Below are 15456 nucleotides of genomic sequence, written 5' to 3'. Positions count from 1 at the left end.
TTCAAAGAAACGAAAAAAAATTAAATTTAAAATTAATGACAGTTGGTGTGATCCATATGGAAACCATCTTTAGAATGCTGAACTTGCAAAGATTCGGATTGAGGAGAAACATACGGAATCCCCAACTCTAAACCTCGGAGAACGAATAATCCGCCCAACAAAATCATCATCACTGGAATGACTTTTAGTATTTTCACCCGAAAAGCTGTGGTGATGAAATTTCCCAGGTAAACAACGGCAAACATAAACGGAAAAGTTCCCAAGCCGAAGATCAGCATAAAGAGCGAACTTTGCCAAATTCCGCCTGCTGCCAAGGAAGCTGTCAAAGCCATATAAACCATGCCGCAGGGTAAGAATCCATTTAGAATTCCGGTAGCAAAACGCGATTTGTAATCGGGACGTTGGAGGATCTTTCCAAGTTGCATTTTTACACGCAGCAATGCTTTTGAAACCATTGGAATTTTGGAAGCAAAATCTTTCCCACCAAAAGAGAAAACGGCCATTATGATTAACAAAATCCCGACAGAAACCGTCAAGTATTTTTGAAAACCTGCCAACTCAAAACTTTGCCCAATGATTCCCAAAATGCCACCCAGAAACGAATAGGTCAAAATTCTACCCAACTGATAAGTAATATTCTGAAGGTAGAAATTGGTTTTTTGATTTTTCGTAAGTCCCATAGATAGGGCAATTGGACCACACATACCGATGCAATGAAATCCGGATGCGAATCCCAAACCAATAGCCGATATGACGAGTGCTATTTCCATAAGATGTCATAATCCACCTGATATGGTTTCTTATTCTCTGTCCATTTTAGTTTTAAAGTATAGGAACCGAGGGAAACTACTTTTTTTGGAATGACAAACTTGTGATTCTCCAGATTCAATTCTTTTTTGATATCGAGGTTAGAATCTTCTGTTCGGAACAAAATAAATTCTACCTTGTTGTCATCCACTTTTATAGATTCTGGGAAAGTGATTTCCATACCTTCTGCAGTAGCTTTGTAAGCTGGGACTTCTTTCAGCTGAGCTGCATTTTCTTTAGCATCTATAACGTCTTGGTATTTCAGCTCCTCTTCGTAATAATTATCGGAAATCATATCTGCATTTTGTTTCCCAATAGGAAAGACCAAAATCAGAAATAAGATGAAAAGGATAAAACATCCCAATGCAATCATCAATCCGTGTCCCCAATTTAGTTTCTTCATCTCTTTTTATTAAAATTGAAATTTGAATGGCCCTTCAAAATAAGTTTCATATTCATCCAGAAGTTCACCATTCATGTCATAAACGCCTAACTTCAGGTTTTGTTTTGAAAGCTTAATCTGGCTTTCCGGGAAACTCACATTGATAGTTCCTTTTATCATCGCATCTCTTTTCAGAACGATTTTGTTGGAAGTACTGGAAGAAATCTCCCCATTCTTCGGTTCTATGATTTTAATAATTACCGTTCTGTTGTCATTGGATTTATTCAAGAAGGTATAGCTGTAAGTATTGGTAATTTTTCCATCTCTTACAAAGAATGTGGATCCCGGAGGTTTTAGGAATTTAGCTTCCATATCGCCTCGGTTGTAAAGCAATCCACCTAAGAAAGCAATCAATGCTAGCAAGATGACAGAGTAGAGCTTCATTTTACCAGAGAATTTGAAATTCTCTTGTTCTTCGATTTCTTTTTCGGACGCATAGCGGATTAGTCCTGGTGGAAGTCCAACTTTTACCATTACCTCGTCGCACGCATCGATACAAGCTGTGCAATTCACACATTCCATTTGAAGTCCATCTCGGATGTCTATTCCTGTAGGACAAACGACAACGCATTGCTTACAGTCGATACAATCTCCTTTTCCCTCAGCTCTTCTGTTTTCGCCTTTTTTCCATTTCGAACGATTTTCGCCTCTTTTGTAATCGTAGAAAACATTGATAGTTTCTTTGTCTATCAGCACGCCTTGTAGTCTTCCGTAAGGACAAACCATTGTACAAACTTGCTCTCTGAACCAAGCGAATACAAAATAAAATGCCGCTGTGAAAAGTATCATCACTAGGAAATTGGTCGGTTTCGCAAAAGGACCTTCTTTCATAATGCTGAAAACTTCCTCATAACCCACAATGTACATAAACATAATGTGCGTAATGATGACAGAAATCAAAATGAAAATGCTCCATTTCAGAGATCGTTTCCAGATTTTTTCCGTATCCCAGGCTTGATTATCCAGCCTCATCTGCTTGTTTCTGTCACCTTCTATGGCATATTCTATTTTACGGAATATCATTTCTAGGAAAATCGTTTGAGGACAAATCCATCCACAAAAAATTCTTCCAAAAACAACGGTGAAAATAATAATGAATATTAAAGTAACAATAGCGCCCAATGCCAGAATAATGAAATCCTGAGGATAAAAAGGCTGTCCAAAAATAAAGAATTGACGCTCTATAATGTTGAATAAAAGGAGCGGATTTCCGTGAAATTTGAGAAAGGGAATGACGAAATAGATTGCTAATAAAAGGACGCTTACCAAGACTCTGTAATTGGTGTACTTTCCTTTTGGCTTTCTTGGAAATACCCATTTTCTCTTCCCGGTATTATCCATTGTTCCCACAGAGTCTCTGAATGTTTCAGCTTCTACCACCCAGCTTTCTGCTTCGTTGTATTTTTTTTCTGTAGTACTCATAATAATGTTTGGATAAAAAAAGAGATTGTCCTGAAAATGAACAACATTTACATTATTCAATTTCAAATACCATTCCTATTAGAACGATATCTTGCGACAATCTCTTTTATATGATTTTATTCAGCAGCTTTCTCCCAGTTCGGCTGTGTTCCCTGAGGAGCAGCGCCACCTTGAGCCTGAGTGATAGGAGCTTTCTCCTGATTGATGTGATAAACGTAAGCCGCAACTTTTTCGATATCATTACCAGTAAGAACGCCATTTTTACCCCAAGCCTGCATTGTTGGATTGTTTGTACTACCATTTTCTACCATATAGAAAATAGTTTTGAACAAAGTTTTCTCCGGCTGGTTGATCCAGAAGTTGTCTGTCAAGTTAGGACCAATTCCTCCTTTTCCTTCTGCCGCGTGACAAGTTACACAGTTGGTTTCGAAAATTACTCTACCTTCTTCTACGTTGTCTTCAGAAAATTTTGCTGTTTCTATCGTCGCCTGAGGTACAGTTTTCATGTACTCTTCTACAGAAGCAATTTGCTCTTTATACTCCTGATCATATTCTTTGATTGGATGTGCGAAATCTGTCAAGAAATAAGAAGAGATATAAAGTACGCAATATGCAACACCAAAGTAGAACAATCCCAACCACCATTTTGGAAGCTGATTGTCTAGCTCCATAATGCCATCGAAACCATGGTCGATAAGGATGTCTTTTTCTTCTTTTTCAGATTGGCTTTTGAAAGCACCGTTCCAAAGATATTGGAAGTAAGGTACTTTTTTCTCAGCCACATATGTTGCTTTTTCTGTGTCAGTCAGTTTTTTGAATTTCTCATTTTCTATCAAATCTCCAATCGCAGTCTGGATAAATACCACAATGATACTAATCAAAGCTGTTCCAATGAAGAATTTAGATGTCAGAAAATCCGACGATTGAGAAAACATGTAGAACACTACAAGTAATAATCCTAAAACGATTAAAATATTAATATAAGCAGGGGTTCTTCTTTTCATGATTAATTATTTTTTTTAATTACAAAGTCCATTTGTCGTCTTCATCTTTTTCCAAAGGTGCATTTTCTTCTTCGCTGTAATATTTTTTTGGTCTGTTGAGAACCACATATATTACGATTAGAAAAAACAAAATGAAGATGATCATTGCAATGGTTTGAAGCAAACCTGCATTTTCCACATTGGAGACGATGTCTTTGAAACTTTGCGGAATCATTTTATTTAAGTTTAATTACTAGCTGTTTTTACTTCTGTTGTTTTGATGTCCGTTCCCAGTCTTTGCAGGTAAGATATCAAAGCTACGATTTCTCTCTTCTCAAGCGGTACAAATTCCTCGCCAGCTTTTGCTTTGTTAGCTTTAGACTCTTCGAATGATTTTTTAACATCATCAGCTTCTGCAAACACATTTTTTACAATAGCGTTGGCCTGATTGTTCATCCAAGAATCCATAGAATCAATCTGAGATTTGGTGTATGGAACATCGAAAGTGTTTTTCATCAATTCCAGTTTTGCTTGAGTTTTGCTTCTGTCCAGCGTATTTTCTATCAACCAAGGATATCTTGGCATGATGGAACCTGCAGATGTCGATCTCGGGTTGTACATATGTTTGAAGTGCCAAGAGTCTGGTCTAGCGCCTCCTTCTCTATGCAAATCTGGTCCCGTTCTCTTAGATCCCCAAAGGAATGGTCTGTCATAGATGAATTCTCCCGCTTTGGAATATTGTCCATTTTTTCCGTTGAATCTTACAACTTCATCACGGAAAGGACGAATCATCTGTGAGTGACAAGCATTACAACCTTCTCTGATGTAAATATCTCTACCTTCCAATTCTAATGGTGAATATGGTTTCACTGCAGAGATTGTAGGAACGTTATCTTTTACAAAGATTGTAGGAAGGATTTCCAATGATCCACCAATTGCAACTGCAACGAAGGATAGAATTCCTAAGTATAATGGCGTTCTTTCTAACCACAAGTGGAAAGTTTCACCTTCTTTTCTTCCTTTATTAATTTTTGCCAATGCTGGAACTTCTGCCGGTACTTCTTTTTGGAAAGATCCTTTTCTAGCTGTTGCAACCAAGTTAACAACCATTAAAATAGCACCTGAGAAATATAATAATCCACCTACAAATCTAAGTTTGTAGTGAGGAAGAATAGCTGTAACGGTATCCAACCAGTTTTTGTAAACCAAAGTTCCATCTGGATTGAATTCTTTCCACATCAAACCTTGCGTAAATCCAGCGATATACAATGGAACAGCATAGAAAATAATCCCGAAAGTTCCCAACCAGAAATGCCAGTTAGCCAATTTTACAGACCATAATTTTGTTCTCCAAAGTATTGGAACCAAGAAATAGATAACACCAAATGCCATAAATCCGTTCCATCCAAGTGCACCAAGGTGAACGTGACCAATTACCCAGTCGGTAAAGTGTCCAACTTTGTTTACAGTCTTAGTAGCCAAAAGCGGTCCTTCAAAAGTTGCCATACCATAACAAGTTACAGCGACAACAAAGAATTTAAGAACTGGATTCTCTCTTACTTTATCCCAAGCTCCTCTCAAAGTCAATAGACCGTTTAGCATTCCTCCCCAAGATGGAGCGATAAGCATAATAGAGAAACCTGTTCCTACTGCCTGTGCCCAAGCGGGAAGTGCAGTGTATTGCAAGTGGTGAGGTCCTGCCCAGATATAAACAAAAATCAAAGACCAAAAGTGAATAATTGATAATTTGTATGAGAAAACAGGTCTGTCTGCCGCTTTCGGAACGAAGTAATACATCAATCCCAAAACAGGCGTTGTTAAGAAGAATGCCACTGCATTATGTCCATACCACCATTGTACCAAAGCATCTTTTACTCCAGAATATGCGGAATAGGATTTCCAGCCTGTGAAAGACAATGGAACTTCTAAGTTATTGAAAATATGTAGCATTGCAACAGCAACCCAAGTTCCCAAATAGAACCAGATAGCCACATACAAATGTCTTACTCTTCTTGTAGCAATGGTTCCAAACATATTGATACCGAATATTACCCATACCACGGTGATCAAAATATCAATTGGCCACTCGTGCTCAGCGTATTCTTTAGAAGTATTGATTCCCATAAAGAAAGTAATCACTACCGATACGATCATCAATTGCCATCCCCAGAAGTGGATCCAAGATAATGTGTCGCTCCACATTCTTGTTTTTAGCAATCTCTGCATAGAGTAATAAATTCCTGAGAACATAGAGTTTCCGACAAATGCGAAAATTACCGCACTCGTGTGAAGCATTCTAATACGTCCGAATCCGAAAGCACCTTGGGAATTGATAAGTCCTTGCATCCCATCGCTTTGCAATGTTTTGATGGTAGGGTCATCTGTTCCTAAGAAAAATTCTGGTAATTCAGGATAAAATAACAACAACGCGGCCGTAAGTCCTAATAAAAAACCTACAATACCGAAAACAACTGTCGCGATCAAAAATGCGCGAACAATACCGTTGTCATAACTAAACTTTTGTGTTTCCATATCTACAAATAGCAATTATTCTTTATCGTTTTTTTCGGGAGTTTCTGTCTCCTTTTCCGTCTTCACCTCGTCTTCGAACAAAATCCGAACAGCGGGTGACTCATCGTCCTCAAACTGACCTTTTCTAGCTCCAATAATAAAAATTATTAGAAAAATGACAGCTAAAGAAACGCTGCAGATTATCATTAAGTAGAGAATCTCCATATCTGCTACAAATTTAAGGTAAAAAGAGTTGCCAAATTTAGTTAAAATTACTGACTTTGGTCAGAATGGGCTAAATACGGATAATTTATAATGGCTCTAAATAAGCGATTCCTACATATTAAACTTAAAATATTTGGAACTTCTGAGCCAAGTCGAAAGAGTGGTAAAGGTAACAACGGTTACTGAACTTACAGGCATAAAAATAGCCGCAAAAAGTGGATGCATCTTTCCAGAAACTGCAAATCCGACACCTACGACATTGTAACATAAACTGATTATAAATGTGATTTTTACAATCGTGATGGCATCTTTGGAGAGCTTTAGGAATTTGTCGAGTTCCGGGATTTTTTCACCATTCATAATCACGTCAGATGATGGCGTGAAGGAGTTGCTGTCGTCTGCAATTGCGATTCCTACATTGCTCTGTTTTAGGGCGCCCGCATCGTTCAATCCGTCGCCTAGCATCGCTACTTTCCTGCCTTCGTCTTGGAGTTTTTTTATGAAATCTAATTTGTTTTCAGGATTTTGATTGAATTTCATTTCAGAAATCGACGGGATGAGTTTTTCCAAAATAGGTTTCTCAGAAGAATTGTCTCCACTCAAAATATTGATTCCGTAATTTTTTAAGTTTTGGAAAAGTTGAGCCAGATTATTTCGATATTCATTCTTGAAAATATATTTCCCAAGAAATTCTTCATTTTTGCTGATGTAAACAGCGGTTTCCAGATTCTGAGATTCTTGATTCGTAAAACTAGCCGAACCAATTTTATAAGTAATTCCTCTTACTTTCGCCTCATAACCTTTTCCGGAAATCTCCTGAAAATCTTCAATTTCAAAATAATCATCATTCATTTCAAAATAATCATAAAGCGATTTTGAAAGCGGATGATTAGAATTTTTTAGCAAAGACTTGATGTTTCTCAAATCAAATTCCTGGATTTCGTTTCCAATGAAAGTGATATTCGTCTTTTTGTTTTCGGTAATCGTTCCGGTTTTGTCGAAGACCAAAGTGTCAACTTTCGCCAGTCTTTCTATGGTCAAAGTATCTTTTACATAGAATTTGTTCCGACCCAAGATTCTCATAATGTGTCCGAAAGTGAATGGTGCAGATAATGCCAATGCGCAAGGGCAAGCCACAATCAAAATTGCGGAAACCACCTGAAACATTTTCTCCATATCAATCCTCGCCCAATAGATTCCTGCAATCAAAGTAATCCCTAAAATGATGAATGTAAAGTATTTACTGATTTTATTGGTAATTGTATCCAGCCCGGTTTCGAATTTTTTGAACGCTTCTTTGTTCCAAAGTTGCGTCAGGTAACTTTGGTCAACGCTTTTGATGACTTCAAGTTCCAAAATAGAACCGGTCTGTTTCCCACCTGCGAAAATCTTATCGCCCGGTTTTTTGGAAATATGCGCAGATTCTCCAGTGATGAAGCTGTTGTCAATATTTCCTTCACCTTTGATTAAAATTGAATCTACCGGAATGATTTCCTGATTTCTCACCATTATCCTGTCGCCAACCGCCAAGTCAGAGAGTAAAATATTTTCCTGTTTTCCGTTGAAATCAACTTTGGTTACAGCGATTGGATAGAAAGATTTGTAATCTCTGTCGTAGGAAAGCGTGTTGTAGGTTCTTTTTTGAAAAGTTTTTCCTAATAACATAAAGAATAACAATCCACAAAGTGTATCGAAATAGCCTGGACCATAATCTGTTACAACTTCGTAAACACTTCTTCCGTAAAGTACGAAAATTCCTAAAACAATTGGAACATCGATGTTGATGATTTTATTCTTCAATCCGTACCAAGCTGATTTGTAATAATCTGAAGCTGAGTAAAGTACAATCACGGTTCCAAGTAGAAACATTATGTATCGGAACAAATGTTTGTAAGAATGAAACCAAACATCGTTCCCGGAAATATATTCTGGGAAACTCAGAAACATCCCGTTTCCAAAGGCAAAACCAGCAACTGCCAATTTTGTAAGAAGACTCCTGTCAAGCTTGTTATCTTTCTTTTCCGCAGTTTCCAGATTGATAATGGGTTTGTAACCTAGATTGGTCAGGAATTTTGCCACTTCACTCAGTTTGATTTCTTCTTCTTTGAATGAAATTTGAAGTGTTTTTTGAGTGAAGTTTACTTGAGAATACTTGATTTTTTTATTAATGGTATTAAGACTTTCTAAAAGCCAAATACAAGAAGAACAATGGATTACGGGGATTTTAAAAGTCACAAGCGTCGTTCCGCCTTCAGAAAAATCGACGACTTTGGCGAAGATTTCAGGCGTGTCCAGATAATCGAACTGAGCGTTGTTTTCGTTGTTCGGCCGGATTCCGGAACTTTTGTTGATGTTGTAAAAATTGTCAAGATTGTGAAAATTCAGAATTTCGTAAACCGATTGACAGCCGTTGCAGCAAAAGATTTTCTCGTCGAAAAGAAGTCTCTCTTTATCGATTTTCTGACCGCAGTGAAAGCATTGTTCTGCCATTAAAAAATACTCAGATATTTGGATTGCAAAATTACGCCAAAAATATTGGTATGTAGTGTTAAAAAAGCTTATTTTTGCTGACAAATGTCATAGGTATGTCTCTTGAACAACAATTGGTTATCGAGGAAAATTTCTCAAAAGCATTTAACACAGAATCTTTGCGCGAAAGTCTAAAACCGGAAGATTTTGAAGTTTACAACAATGCACTCAAAATTCTAGAATTCTCAAAAGGCGATGTCGTTTTCGAAGATGGAGATTCGCCGAAAGGAGTTTATTTCATCGAAAAAGGAACTGCTAAACTTTCCAAATCAGGTGTTTATGGTAAAGATCAAATTCTTAGATTCTGCAAAGAAAATGATTTGATAGGTTACCGTTCTTTGCTTTGTGGCGAAAACTTCCAAGCAAAAGCAGAAGCGATGACGCCAATGAAGGTTCATTTTCTGCCATCTGACGTTTTCCTAAAACTATTGGAAATAGATCCCAAATTATCCTATGCGATGCTACAGAAAATTGCTTACGAATTGGGCGAATCTGCAAACACTGTTACTTTCCTTGCACAAAAAACGGTGAGAGAAAGATTGGCTGAAATCTTAATTTTATTAGAACAAAAACTAGGAACAGACCCAGAAGGTTTCATCAAAATCTCTTTGACGAGAGAAGAAATTGCCAATCTTATTGGAACTGCAACAGAAAGTGCGATTAGATTAATCTCCGAATTCAAACAAGATGATTTGATTGCGGTAGAAGGCAGAAATATCAAAATCCTAAACAGAGAAAAACTCATTAAATTGGGTCACGTGGTTATATAAGTGATAATAGATAAATGATAATTGATTTTCAATTCATCGTATATTTATCATTCTTATTTTCAATCATTTATCAACTATAATTTATCATCCATAATCATGTCTGTACATTCAGAAATAAAAAAAATCACGACTGAAACCTTGCGAAAAATGAAATTCGATAAGGAGAAAATTACAATGCTGACGGCTTACGATTTTACAACGGCGAAAATGGTGGATGCTGGCGGCGTAGATTCTATCTTAATCGGCGATTCTGCGGCTAACGTGATGGCTGGCTTCGAAACAACTTTGCCAATTACGCTTGACCAAATGATTTACCACACACAATGCGTTGTTCGTGGTGTGGAAAGAGCTTTGGTTGTTGCAGATTTACCTTTTGGAACTTATCAAAGTAATCCTGAAAAAGCTTTGGAATCTGCGGTAAGAATGATGAAAGAAGGTGGTGCGCACGCTATTAAAATCGAAGGTGGAAAAGAGATTGAAGAATCGATTAGAAAAATTGTGAATGCGGGAATTCCCGTTTGTGGACATCTTGGTTTGACGCCTCAAAGTATTTATCAATTTGGGACTTATAAAGTAAGAGCAAAAGAAGATGCAGAAGCTGAAAAATTAATTTCTGATTGCAAATTATTAGAAGAACTTGGATGTTTTGCTGTTGTTTTAGAAAAAATTCCGGCATCACTTGCCAAAAAAGCTTCGGAAAGTATTTCGATTCCGACGATTGGAATTGGAGCTGGACAAGATTGTGACGGACAAGTTTTGGTTTACCACGATATGGTTGGGATGAACCAAGGTTTTTCTCCTAAGTTTTTAAGACGATATTTAGATTTGTACTCCGAAATTACTGGCGCAGTCTCGCAGTACGTAAAAGATGTGAAAAGTGCTGATTTTCCGAATGATAAGGAAAGTTATTAATTTGAAAAATAAAATATATTTAACCCTTTCAGAGTTCCAAACTCTGAAAGGGTTTTAATTATAAATCCATTAGAAATGATTCAGAAATCAGTTAAGTTTTTTTCGTTTTTAATCTTAATATTGTCAATTGTTTCCTGTGTTTGTCATCAAACAAAATCTGGGACAAGAACAGAAATATTCGACAAGAAAGATTCATTGAAATCGCTAGCGAGAATTAAGGAAATCAAAAATTTGGATTATTCTGATTTCAAAGCTGGGAAATTTGATGACGGAAAAGTAGCTGTGAATTATCGATTGCTTAAACCAAAAAACTTAAATCAAACCAAAAAATATCCTTTAATATTGGTCTTCCACGGTTCGGGAGCGATTGGTACAAACAATACTTCTCAAATGGGCGTTTTGTCCAAAATGTGGTTGCTTCCAAAAAATCGGGAGAAATTTCAGGCTTACGTTTTGTCACCTCAATTTCCAATTCGTTCGTCCAATTATCATCTGGATGAAAGCAGAAATGTGAAAGTTTCTCAGTCCAACGAATACTTAGATTTGGTTTTGAAGTCCATTGACTCATTAATCACCAAAGAAAACATCGACCCGAGCAGAATCTATGTAATGGGATTTTCGATGGGAGGCGCAACGACATCGAACGCGATTTCCAAAAGACCAGATTTATTTGCCGGCGCAATCAACATTTCTGGAATTTCACAATTTGATAAAATGGATGAACTTCTGAAAATGCCAATCTGGATTGTCCACGGAAGTCTGGATACGGACAATTTTCCTCAAAGCAATTTCAAGTTTTTCGAAGAAATGAAAACCAAAGGGAACGTTTTTCTTTGGGAGTATAAAGATAGATATCACAACAATATTCTCTCCGCCGAGTTGGTGGATGAGATTCCAAAATGGCTTTTTAAGCAAACTAAAAATTAAATTTAAAAAATGAAAAATTCTCAAACAATACAAGGCGTTCTCTCTATTCTAGCACTGATTTGCATTGCCGTAGGTTGGTTCGATGTATTTTCTCCTGAGATTACAGAATTGCTTTATCACCGATTTTTTTACATTCTCATTGGTTTGAGTTTCATCTTTCAGGCGCAATCTTTCCTCAACAAAAAGTTTGTTTATCTGATGTATGTCGCATCGGGATTATGCATTATTGGCGCGTGTCTTCCCTTTGATTCTGAGTTCGCAAGAATCAAAACCATTGGACTTTTCACGGGTGTTATCGTTTCTGTTTTCAACAGACAGAGCGCGCCGAGAGCTTAATGAAATAATTAATAATCATTATCTATAAACTTCTGCTCTTCGCTTGATAGCAGGGTTTTCGTTTCCTTCACGGTATTATCCGTAATGGCATCTGTGATTGACTTACTGAGGTCTATTTTGTTAGAAAGTCCTTTTTTATCAGCAAAATTGTGGGTTCTGTAAATGAATTCTCTGTAATTGGTTCCGGCGTAGGTTTTGTCTGCAATCGTAAAATTGGCATCGGATTCCATTATGATTTTGGCAGGAATATACTTTTTGCCTTTTTTATACATATCATAAGTTACTGTAAACGTGCTGGTTTCAGTTATGATTTCTTGTTCCAAGTAATTGGTGTAATTGGACATTGTGTTTTTCTGCAACTGTTTGCATTTCAGGTAGATGATTGTGTTTTCTTTTTTGTTGTACTGCATTGTGCCTTCAAAAATTGACACATCGTTCGGAATCTCATCAGATTTGAAATCTATGGTGAGAACATCGTTGTTTTCATAGATGATTTTACCATTTATTTTAAAGCCTTTCGTGTGAAAATCTAAGATTAACAATTGATTATAGAGGAAAAATCTTTGCAGAAAACTTTTGATGTATTTTGATTCGTCTGTGCTGTTTTTCACATTGAAAATATAGGATTTGTCGTCCTTTCTGTTCTTGTCAAATTTCTTGTTTCGAAGATTGATTTGCATAAACTCATCAATATCTTTTCGATAATCAAACTTGTTGTTGAGCGTCCAGAGATCCAAATCCATCACGAGAATTCTGTTGAGCTCGTTGTCAACATCAGATTTGGACTTCAAAGTTCCATTGAAGATGGACGTTTTTGTTTCGTAATTTTTATCGTATTCTCTCAAGACAGAAGCGATGATTTTTTTTGCATCTATCGGTCTTATCACAACTTCTTCTATTTCTTTGTAAAGAAGTTTTAGCTCGATTTTATCTTTTACATTGTATTTGTTGTCGCCATATTCCGGAGAAGAAATTTGAATGCTGGTAATGTCATTGGGAATGGTGACAAGTCCGTCGTCATTGGTATAAGAAATTTCATTGTTGTAAACTACTCTTGCCTGTGGGATTGGTTTTTTGGTTTCAAAATCAACCAAGCTGATTTTTTTCTGAGAAAATGTAAGGATTGAAAATAAGAGAAAAAATAAAGCAAAAGTTTTGTTAAGATTCATAGATATAGTTTTATAATTTTAAAAATACAGAAAATAATATTTATAACTGTTATTTTACGGAAGAATTTGACGACTTAAAAGAAGGATTTCATCGAGTCCAAACTTATCTTAATCAGAAAAAAAGTAAATTTGCAACTGTGAATTTAGAATCTCAAATCATTTACGAAGACAATCATCTTCTTGTCATCAACAAAAAAGCCGGACAACTCGTTCAGGGTGACAAAACCGGCGACTTGTCTTTGCTGGAACTCATCAAAGATTTCATCAAAAAAAGAGACGAAAAACCTGGAAATGTTTTCCTCGGTTTGGTTCATAGGATTGATAGACCAACTTCTGGCTTGGTGATTTACGCCAAAACTTCCAAAGCTTTGACACGATTGACGGTGATGGTGAAAAACCGCGAAATCAAAAAAACGTATTGGGCGATTGTGGGCAAAGAAATGATTCCGAAGTCTCAAAGATTGATTCATTATCTTCAAAAAAATGAGAAAACAAACAAAGCAACAGTTTTCATAAAACCAACCGACAAAGCGAAAGAATCGATTCTGAATTATCAAGTCATCAAAATTTTGGATAATTATCAATTGTTGGAAATCGATTTGGAAACGGGTCGTCATCATCAAATCCGAGCGCAATTGTCAAAAATCGGCGTTCCAATAAAAGGTGATTTAAAATACGGCGCACCACGTTCCAATCCAGATGGTGGAATTTCCCTACACGCCAGAAAATTGGAATTTGAACATCCTGTAACCAAAGAAAAAGTAGAAATTGTTGCGCCGGTTCCGCAAAATGATGCGATTTGGAAGGCGTGTGAAGATTAGTTTTTAATTTTTTTGAATATTGCAGAAGCACCTTCTCCAGTCAAATAATTGATGATTAATAATCCATTTTTAATTTCAAGTAGAGGCTTTACGTTTATATTACATTACTATCAGCAAAAAAAGTGATTGTCCGTTTACTATCTTTAATTTCTGAATCAAAATTTTCATCAACCAAAGTACGGTTGATTTCAATTAATTGCCAAGTTCCAATAAGTTCAATATCGTCAATATTTTTTTGAGATTGACAATTCATTAAAATTGATAGAACGAATAATTTGAGAAGCTTTTTCATTTTAACAAAATGACTATCGATTAATCACAAACTCGTGGAAATTATCTTTCGTAATGATTTTCTCAATTTCGGGATTGTAAGTTTCTGAAAAATTCTTCGGGATTTTTGCTTTTTTTCTTTCGTTCCATTTGAATTCGTAGGCGGATATTTTTCCGTCGGCTTCTTCCAAAAAATCGATTTCCTGCTGTGCGTGCGTTCTCCAAAAATAGGTTTTGAAATTTTTCAAATGATAGGAATTGGTTTTTATTCTTTCGGAAATCAAAAAATTTTCCCAAAGTTTTCCCACATCATCGCGAAGATTCAACGGATTGAAATTATTCAAAATCGCATTCCGAATACCATTATCATAGAAATAGATTTTCTTTCCTTTTTTGATTTCGTTTCTCAAATTTCGGTTAAAACCATCCAATCGAAAAATAATAAAAGATTGTTCCAAAAGCCTGATGTACTTTTCAACCGTCAAATTATCGATCCCAACCAACTGCGAAAGCTCGTTGTACGAAACTTCATTTCCCATTTGCAAAGCAAGCGCAGTGAGTAATTTTTCCAACTTTTCCGGCTTCTGAATATTTTCCCATTGCAAAACATCTTTGTACAAATAACTTTCGCTCAGGTTTTTCAAACGTTCGATTTCGTCGCCTGGATTGTTCACGATTTCTGGATAATAACCGAAAACCATACGATGTTCCAGCAATCTTCGCTCTTCCAAAAAACCATTTTGATTCGACATTTCTTCAAACGAAAGCGGAAACAATTGATATTCCCATTTTCTGCCGGTCAAAGGTTCGTTTATTTTATTGGCTAAATCGAAAGACGACGAACCAGTTGCAATCACTTTTACATTTTTGATTTGGTCGGTAATTAGTTTAATGATGATTCCAATATTTTCAATTCTCTGCGCTTCATCAATAATTAAAGTTTTCGAATTGCCAATCAAGGTTTTCAGGAAATCAGAAGTTGGGTTTTCCAGAATATTTCTAATGTCACTTTGGTCACCGTTCCAGTTTGCGATGGGTTTTTCGAATCGGTTTTCCATCAATTCCATCAAAGTACTTTTCCCGACTTGTCTTGGTCCGAAAAGGATGATCGCTTTCTCATCTTTCAAGCGTTTTTCTATATTTTTTTGAAGCAATCTTTCTACCATAATCCAAAATTTAATATGAATTCTTCGATTCTATTCGCAAATTTAATACAAATTTTTCGAATTTATTCCAAATTTTAATATGAATTCTTCGAATGGAATCGAAAATTTACTATTAATTTTTCAATTTTAAAACACAAAAAATCTCCCAATTGAGATTGAGAGATTA

The 15456-nt window shown here is 36.2% G+C and carries 16 protein-coding genes; 5 read left to right on the top strand and 11 right to left on the bottom strand.

Features of this window, described 5'->3' with window-relative positions; genetic code table 11:
• Positions 1-32 precede the first annotated feature (32 nt).
• The 8 genes from B0I22_RS08520 to B0I22_RS08485 form a co-directional block, all read right to left on the bottom strand.
• Positions 33-770, bottom strand: coding sequence for a sulfite exporter TauE/SafE family protein (locus B0I22_RS08520; protein WP_133944238.1), 738 nt, complete (start codon positions 768-770; stop codon positions 33-35).
• Positions 761-1210: a FixH family protein gene (locus B0I22_RS08515; protein ID WP_133944237.1), complete on the bottom strand. Its 450-nt coding sequence runs from the start codon at positions 1208-1210 to the stop codon at positions 761-763. The genes B0I22_RS08520 and B0I22_RS08515 overlap by 10 nt, the downstream gene beginning before the upstream one ends.
• Before the next feature lie 9 nt (positions 1211-1219).
• On the bottom strand, positions 1220-2671 hold the full coding sequence (gene ccoG / locus B0I22_RS08510; RefSeq protein ID WP_133944236.1) for a cytochrome c oxidase accessory protein CcoG: 1452 nt from the start codon (positions 2669-2671) through the stop codon (positions 1220-1222).
• A gap of 116 nt (positions 2672-2787) precedes the next feature.
• Positions 2788-3675, bottom strand: a complete 888-nt coding sequence (locus tag B0I22_RS08505; RefSeq protein WP_133944235.1) for a c-type cytochrome — start codon at positions 3673-3675, stop codon at positions 2788-2790.
• 19 nt (positions 3676-3694) lie between these two features.
• On the bottom strand, positions 3695-3889 hold the full coding sequence (locus B0I22_RS08500; protein ID WP_133944234.1) for a CcoQ/FixQ family Cbb3-type cytochrome c oxidase assembly chaperone: 195 nt from the start codon (positions 3887-3889) through the stop codon (positions 3695-3697).
• Positions 3890-3900: 11 nt separating this feature from the next.
• A complete protein-coding gene (gene ccoN, locus B0I22_RS08495; RefSeq protein ID WP_133944233.1) occupies positions 3901-6186 on the bottom strand; it encodes a cytochrome-c oxidase, cbb3-type subunit I in 2286 nt (761 codons plus the stop codon).
• A gap of 15 nt (positions 6187-6201) precedes the next feature.
• A complete protein-coding gene (gene ccoS / locus B0I22_RS08490; protein ID WP_133944232.1) occupies positions 6202-6390 on the bottom strand; it encodes a cbb3-type cytochrome oxidase assembly protein CcoS in 189 nt (62 codons plus the stop codon).
• A gap of 111 nt (positions 6391-6501) precedes the next feature.
• On the bottom strand, positions 6502-8880 hold the full coding sequence (locus B0I22_RS08485; protein WP_133944231.1) for a heavy metal translocating P-type ATPase: 2379 nt from the start codon (positions 8878-8880) through the stop codon (positions 6502-6504).
• A 95-nt stretch (positions 8881-8975) separates the two neighbouring features.
• On the opposite strand from B0I22_RS08485, the gene B0I22_RS08480 reads away from it, so the two are divergent.
• From B0I22_RS08480 to B0I22_RS08465, 4 genes are all read left to right on the top strand, one after another.
• Entirely contained in the window at positions 8976-9689 is a 714-nt protein-coding gene (locus B0I22_RS08480) for a Crp/Fnr family transcriptional regulator (RefSeq protein WP_133944230.1), read from the top strand.
• Positions 9690-9785: 96 nt separating this feature from the next.
• On the top strand, positions 9786-10601 hold the full coding sequence (gene panB / locus B0I22_RS08475; RefSeq protein ID WP_133944229.1) for a 3-methyl-2-oxobutanoate hydroxymethyltransferase: 816 nt from the start codon (positions 9786-9788) through the stop codon (positions 10599-10601).
• A gap of 75 nt (positions 10602-10676) precedes the next feature.
• A complete protein-coding gene (locus B0I22_RS08470) occupies positions 10677-11528 on the top strand; it encodes a carboxylesterase family protein (protein WP_133944228.1) in 852 nt (283 codons plus the stop codon).
• A 9-nt stretch (positions 11529-11537) separates the two neighbouring features.
• The gene (locus tag B0I22_RS08465) at positions 11538-11864 is read left to right on the top strand and encodes a hypothetical protein (protein ID WP_133944227.1); all 327 of its coding nucleotides are present in this window, start codon (positions 11538-11540) and stop codon (positions 11862-11864) included.
• 8 nt (positions 11865-11872) lie between these two features.
• Here B0I22_RS08465 and B0I22_RS08460 read toward each other — a convergent pair whose 3' ends face one another.
• Positions 11873-13033 carry a hypothetical protein gene (locus B0I22_RS08460; protein ID WP_133944226.1) on the bottom strand — a complete coding sequence of 387 codons (1161 nt, stop codon included), beginning with the start codon at positions 13031-13033 and terminating at the stop codon, positions 11873-11875.
• Between the two features lie 137 nt (positions 13034-13170).
• Between B0I22_RS08460 and B0I22_RS08455 the strand changes: the two genes are divergently transcribed.
• Complete coding sequence (locus tag B0I22_RS08455) at positions 13171-13854, top strand: RluA family pseudouridine synthase (RefSeq protein ID WP_133944225.1); 684 nt, start codon at positions 13171-13173, stop codon at positions 13852-13854.
• A 94-nt stretch (positions 13855-13948) separates the two neighbouring features.
• Here the strand turns inward: B0I22_RS08455 and B0I22_RS08450 are convergent, their stop codons facing one another.
• Complete coding sequence (locus B0I22_RS08450; RefSeq protein ID WP_133944224.1) at positions 13949-14146, bottom strand: hypothetical protein; 198 nt, start codon at positions 14144-14146, stop codon at positions 13949-13951.
• Between the two features lie 13 nt (positions 14147-14159).
• On the bottom strand, positions 14160-15290 hold the full coding sequence (locus B0I22_RS08445; RefSeq protein ID WP_133944223.1) for an ATP-binding protein: 1131 nt from the start codon (positions 15288-15290) through the stop codon (positions 14160-14162).
• Positions 15291-15456 lie beyond the last annotated feature (166 nt).

This window comes from Epilithonimonas xixisoli, from assembly GCF_004365655.1.
Taxonomy (GTDB): Bacteria; Bacteroidota; Bacteroidia; order Flavobacteriales; family Weeksellaceae; genus Epilithonimonas; species Epilithonimonas xixisoli.
The sequence above is the reverse complement of the archived record's forward strand: the minus strand, read 5'-3'. Positions and strand labels throughout refer to the sequence as shown.

Coding starts and splice junctions, on each gene's coding strand:
- B0I22_RS08450 (WP_133944224.1), bottom strand. CDS start 14,146: ATGAAAAAGCTTCTCAAATTATTCGTTCTATCAATTTTAATGAATTGT.
- B0I22_RS08445 (WP_133944223.1), bottom strand. CDS start 15,290: ATGGTAGAAAGATTGCTTCAAAAAAATATAGAAAAACGCTTGAAAGAT.
- panB (WP_133944229.1), top strand. CDS start 9,786: ATGTCTGTACATTCAGAAATAAAAAAAATCACGACTGAAACCTTGCGA.
- B0I22_RS08480 (WP_133944230.1), top strand. CDS start 8,976: ATGTCTCTTGAACAACAATTGGTTATCGAGGAAAATTTCTCAAAAGCA.
- B0I22_RS08460 (WP_133944226.1), bottom strand. CDS start 13,033: ATGAATCTTAACAAAACTTTTGCTTTATTTTTTCTCTTATTTTCAATC.
- B0I22_RS08465 (WP_133944227.1), top strand. CDS start 11,538: ATGAAAAATTCTCAAACAATACAAGGCGTTCTCTCTATTCTAGCACTG.
- ccoS (WP_133944232.1), bottom strand. CDS start 6,390: ATGGAGATTCTCTACTTAATGATAATCTGCAGCGTTTCTTTAGCTGTC.
- B0I22_RS08485 (WP_133944231.1), bottom strand. CDS start 8,880: ATGGCAGAACAATGCTTTCACTGCGGTCAGAAAATCGATAAAGAGAGA.
- B0I22_RS08505 (WP_133944235.1), bottom strand. CDS start 3,675: ATGAAAAGAAGAACCCCTGCTTATATTAATATTTTAATCGTTTTAGGA.
- B0I22_RS08500 (WP_133944234.1), bottom strand. CDS start 3,889: ATGATTCCGCAAAGTTTCAAAGACATCGTCTCCAATGTGGAAAATGCA.
- ccoG (WP_133944236.1), bottom strand. CDS start 2,671: ATGAGTACTACAGAAAAAAAATACAACGAAGCAGAAAGCTGGGTGGTA.
- B0I22_RS08470 (WP_133944228.1), top strand. CDS start 10,677: ATGATTCAGAAATCAGTTAAGTTTTTTTCGTTTTTAATCTTAATATTG.
- ccoN (WP_133944233.1), bottom strand. CDS start 6,186: ATGGAAACACAAAAGTTTAGTTATGACAACGGTATTGTTCGCGCATTT.
- B0I22_RS08515 (WP_133944237.1), bottom strand. CDS start 1,210: ATGAAGAAACTAAATTGGGGACACGGATTGATGATTGCATTGGGATGT.
- B0I22_RS08520 (WP_133944238.1), bottom strand. CDS start 770: ATGGAAATAGCACTCGTCATATCGGCTATTGGTTTGGGATTCGCATCC.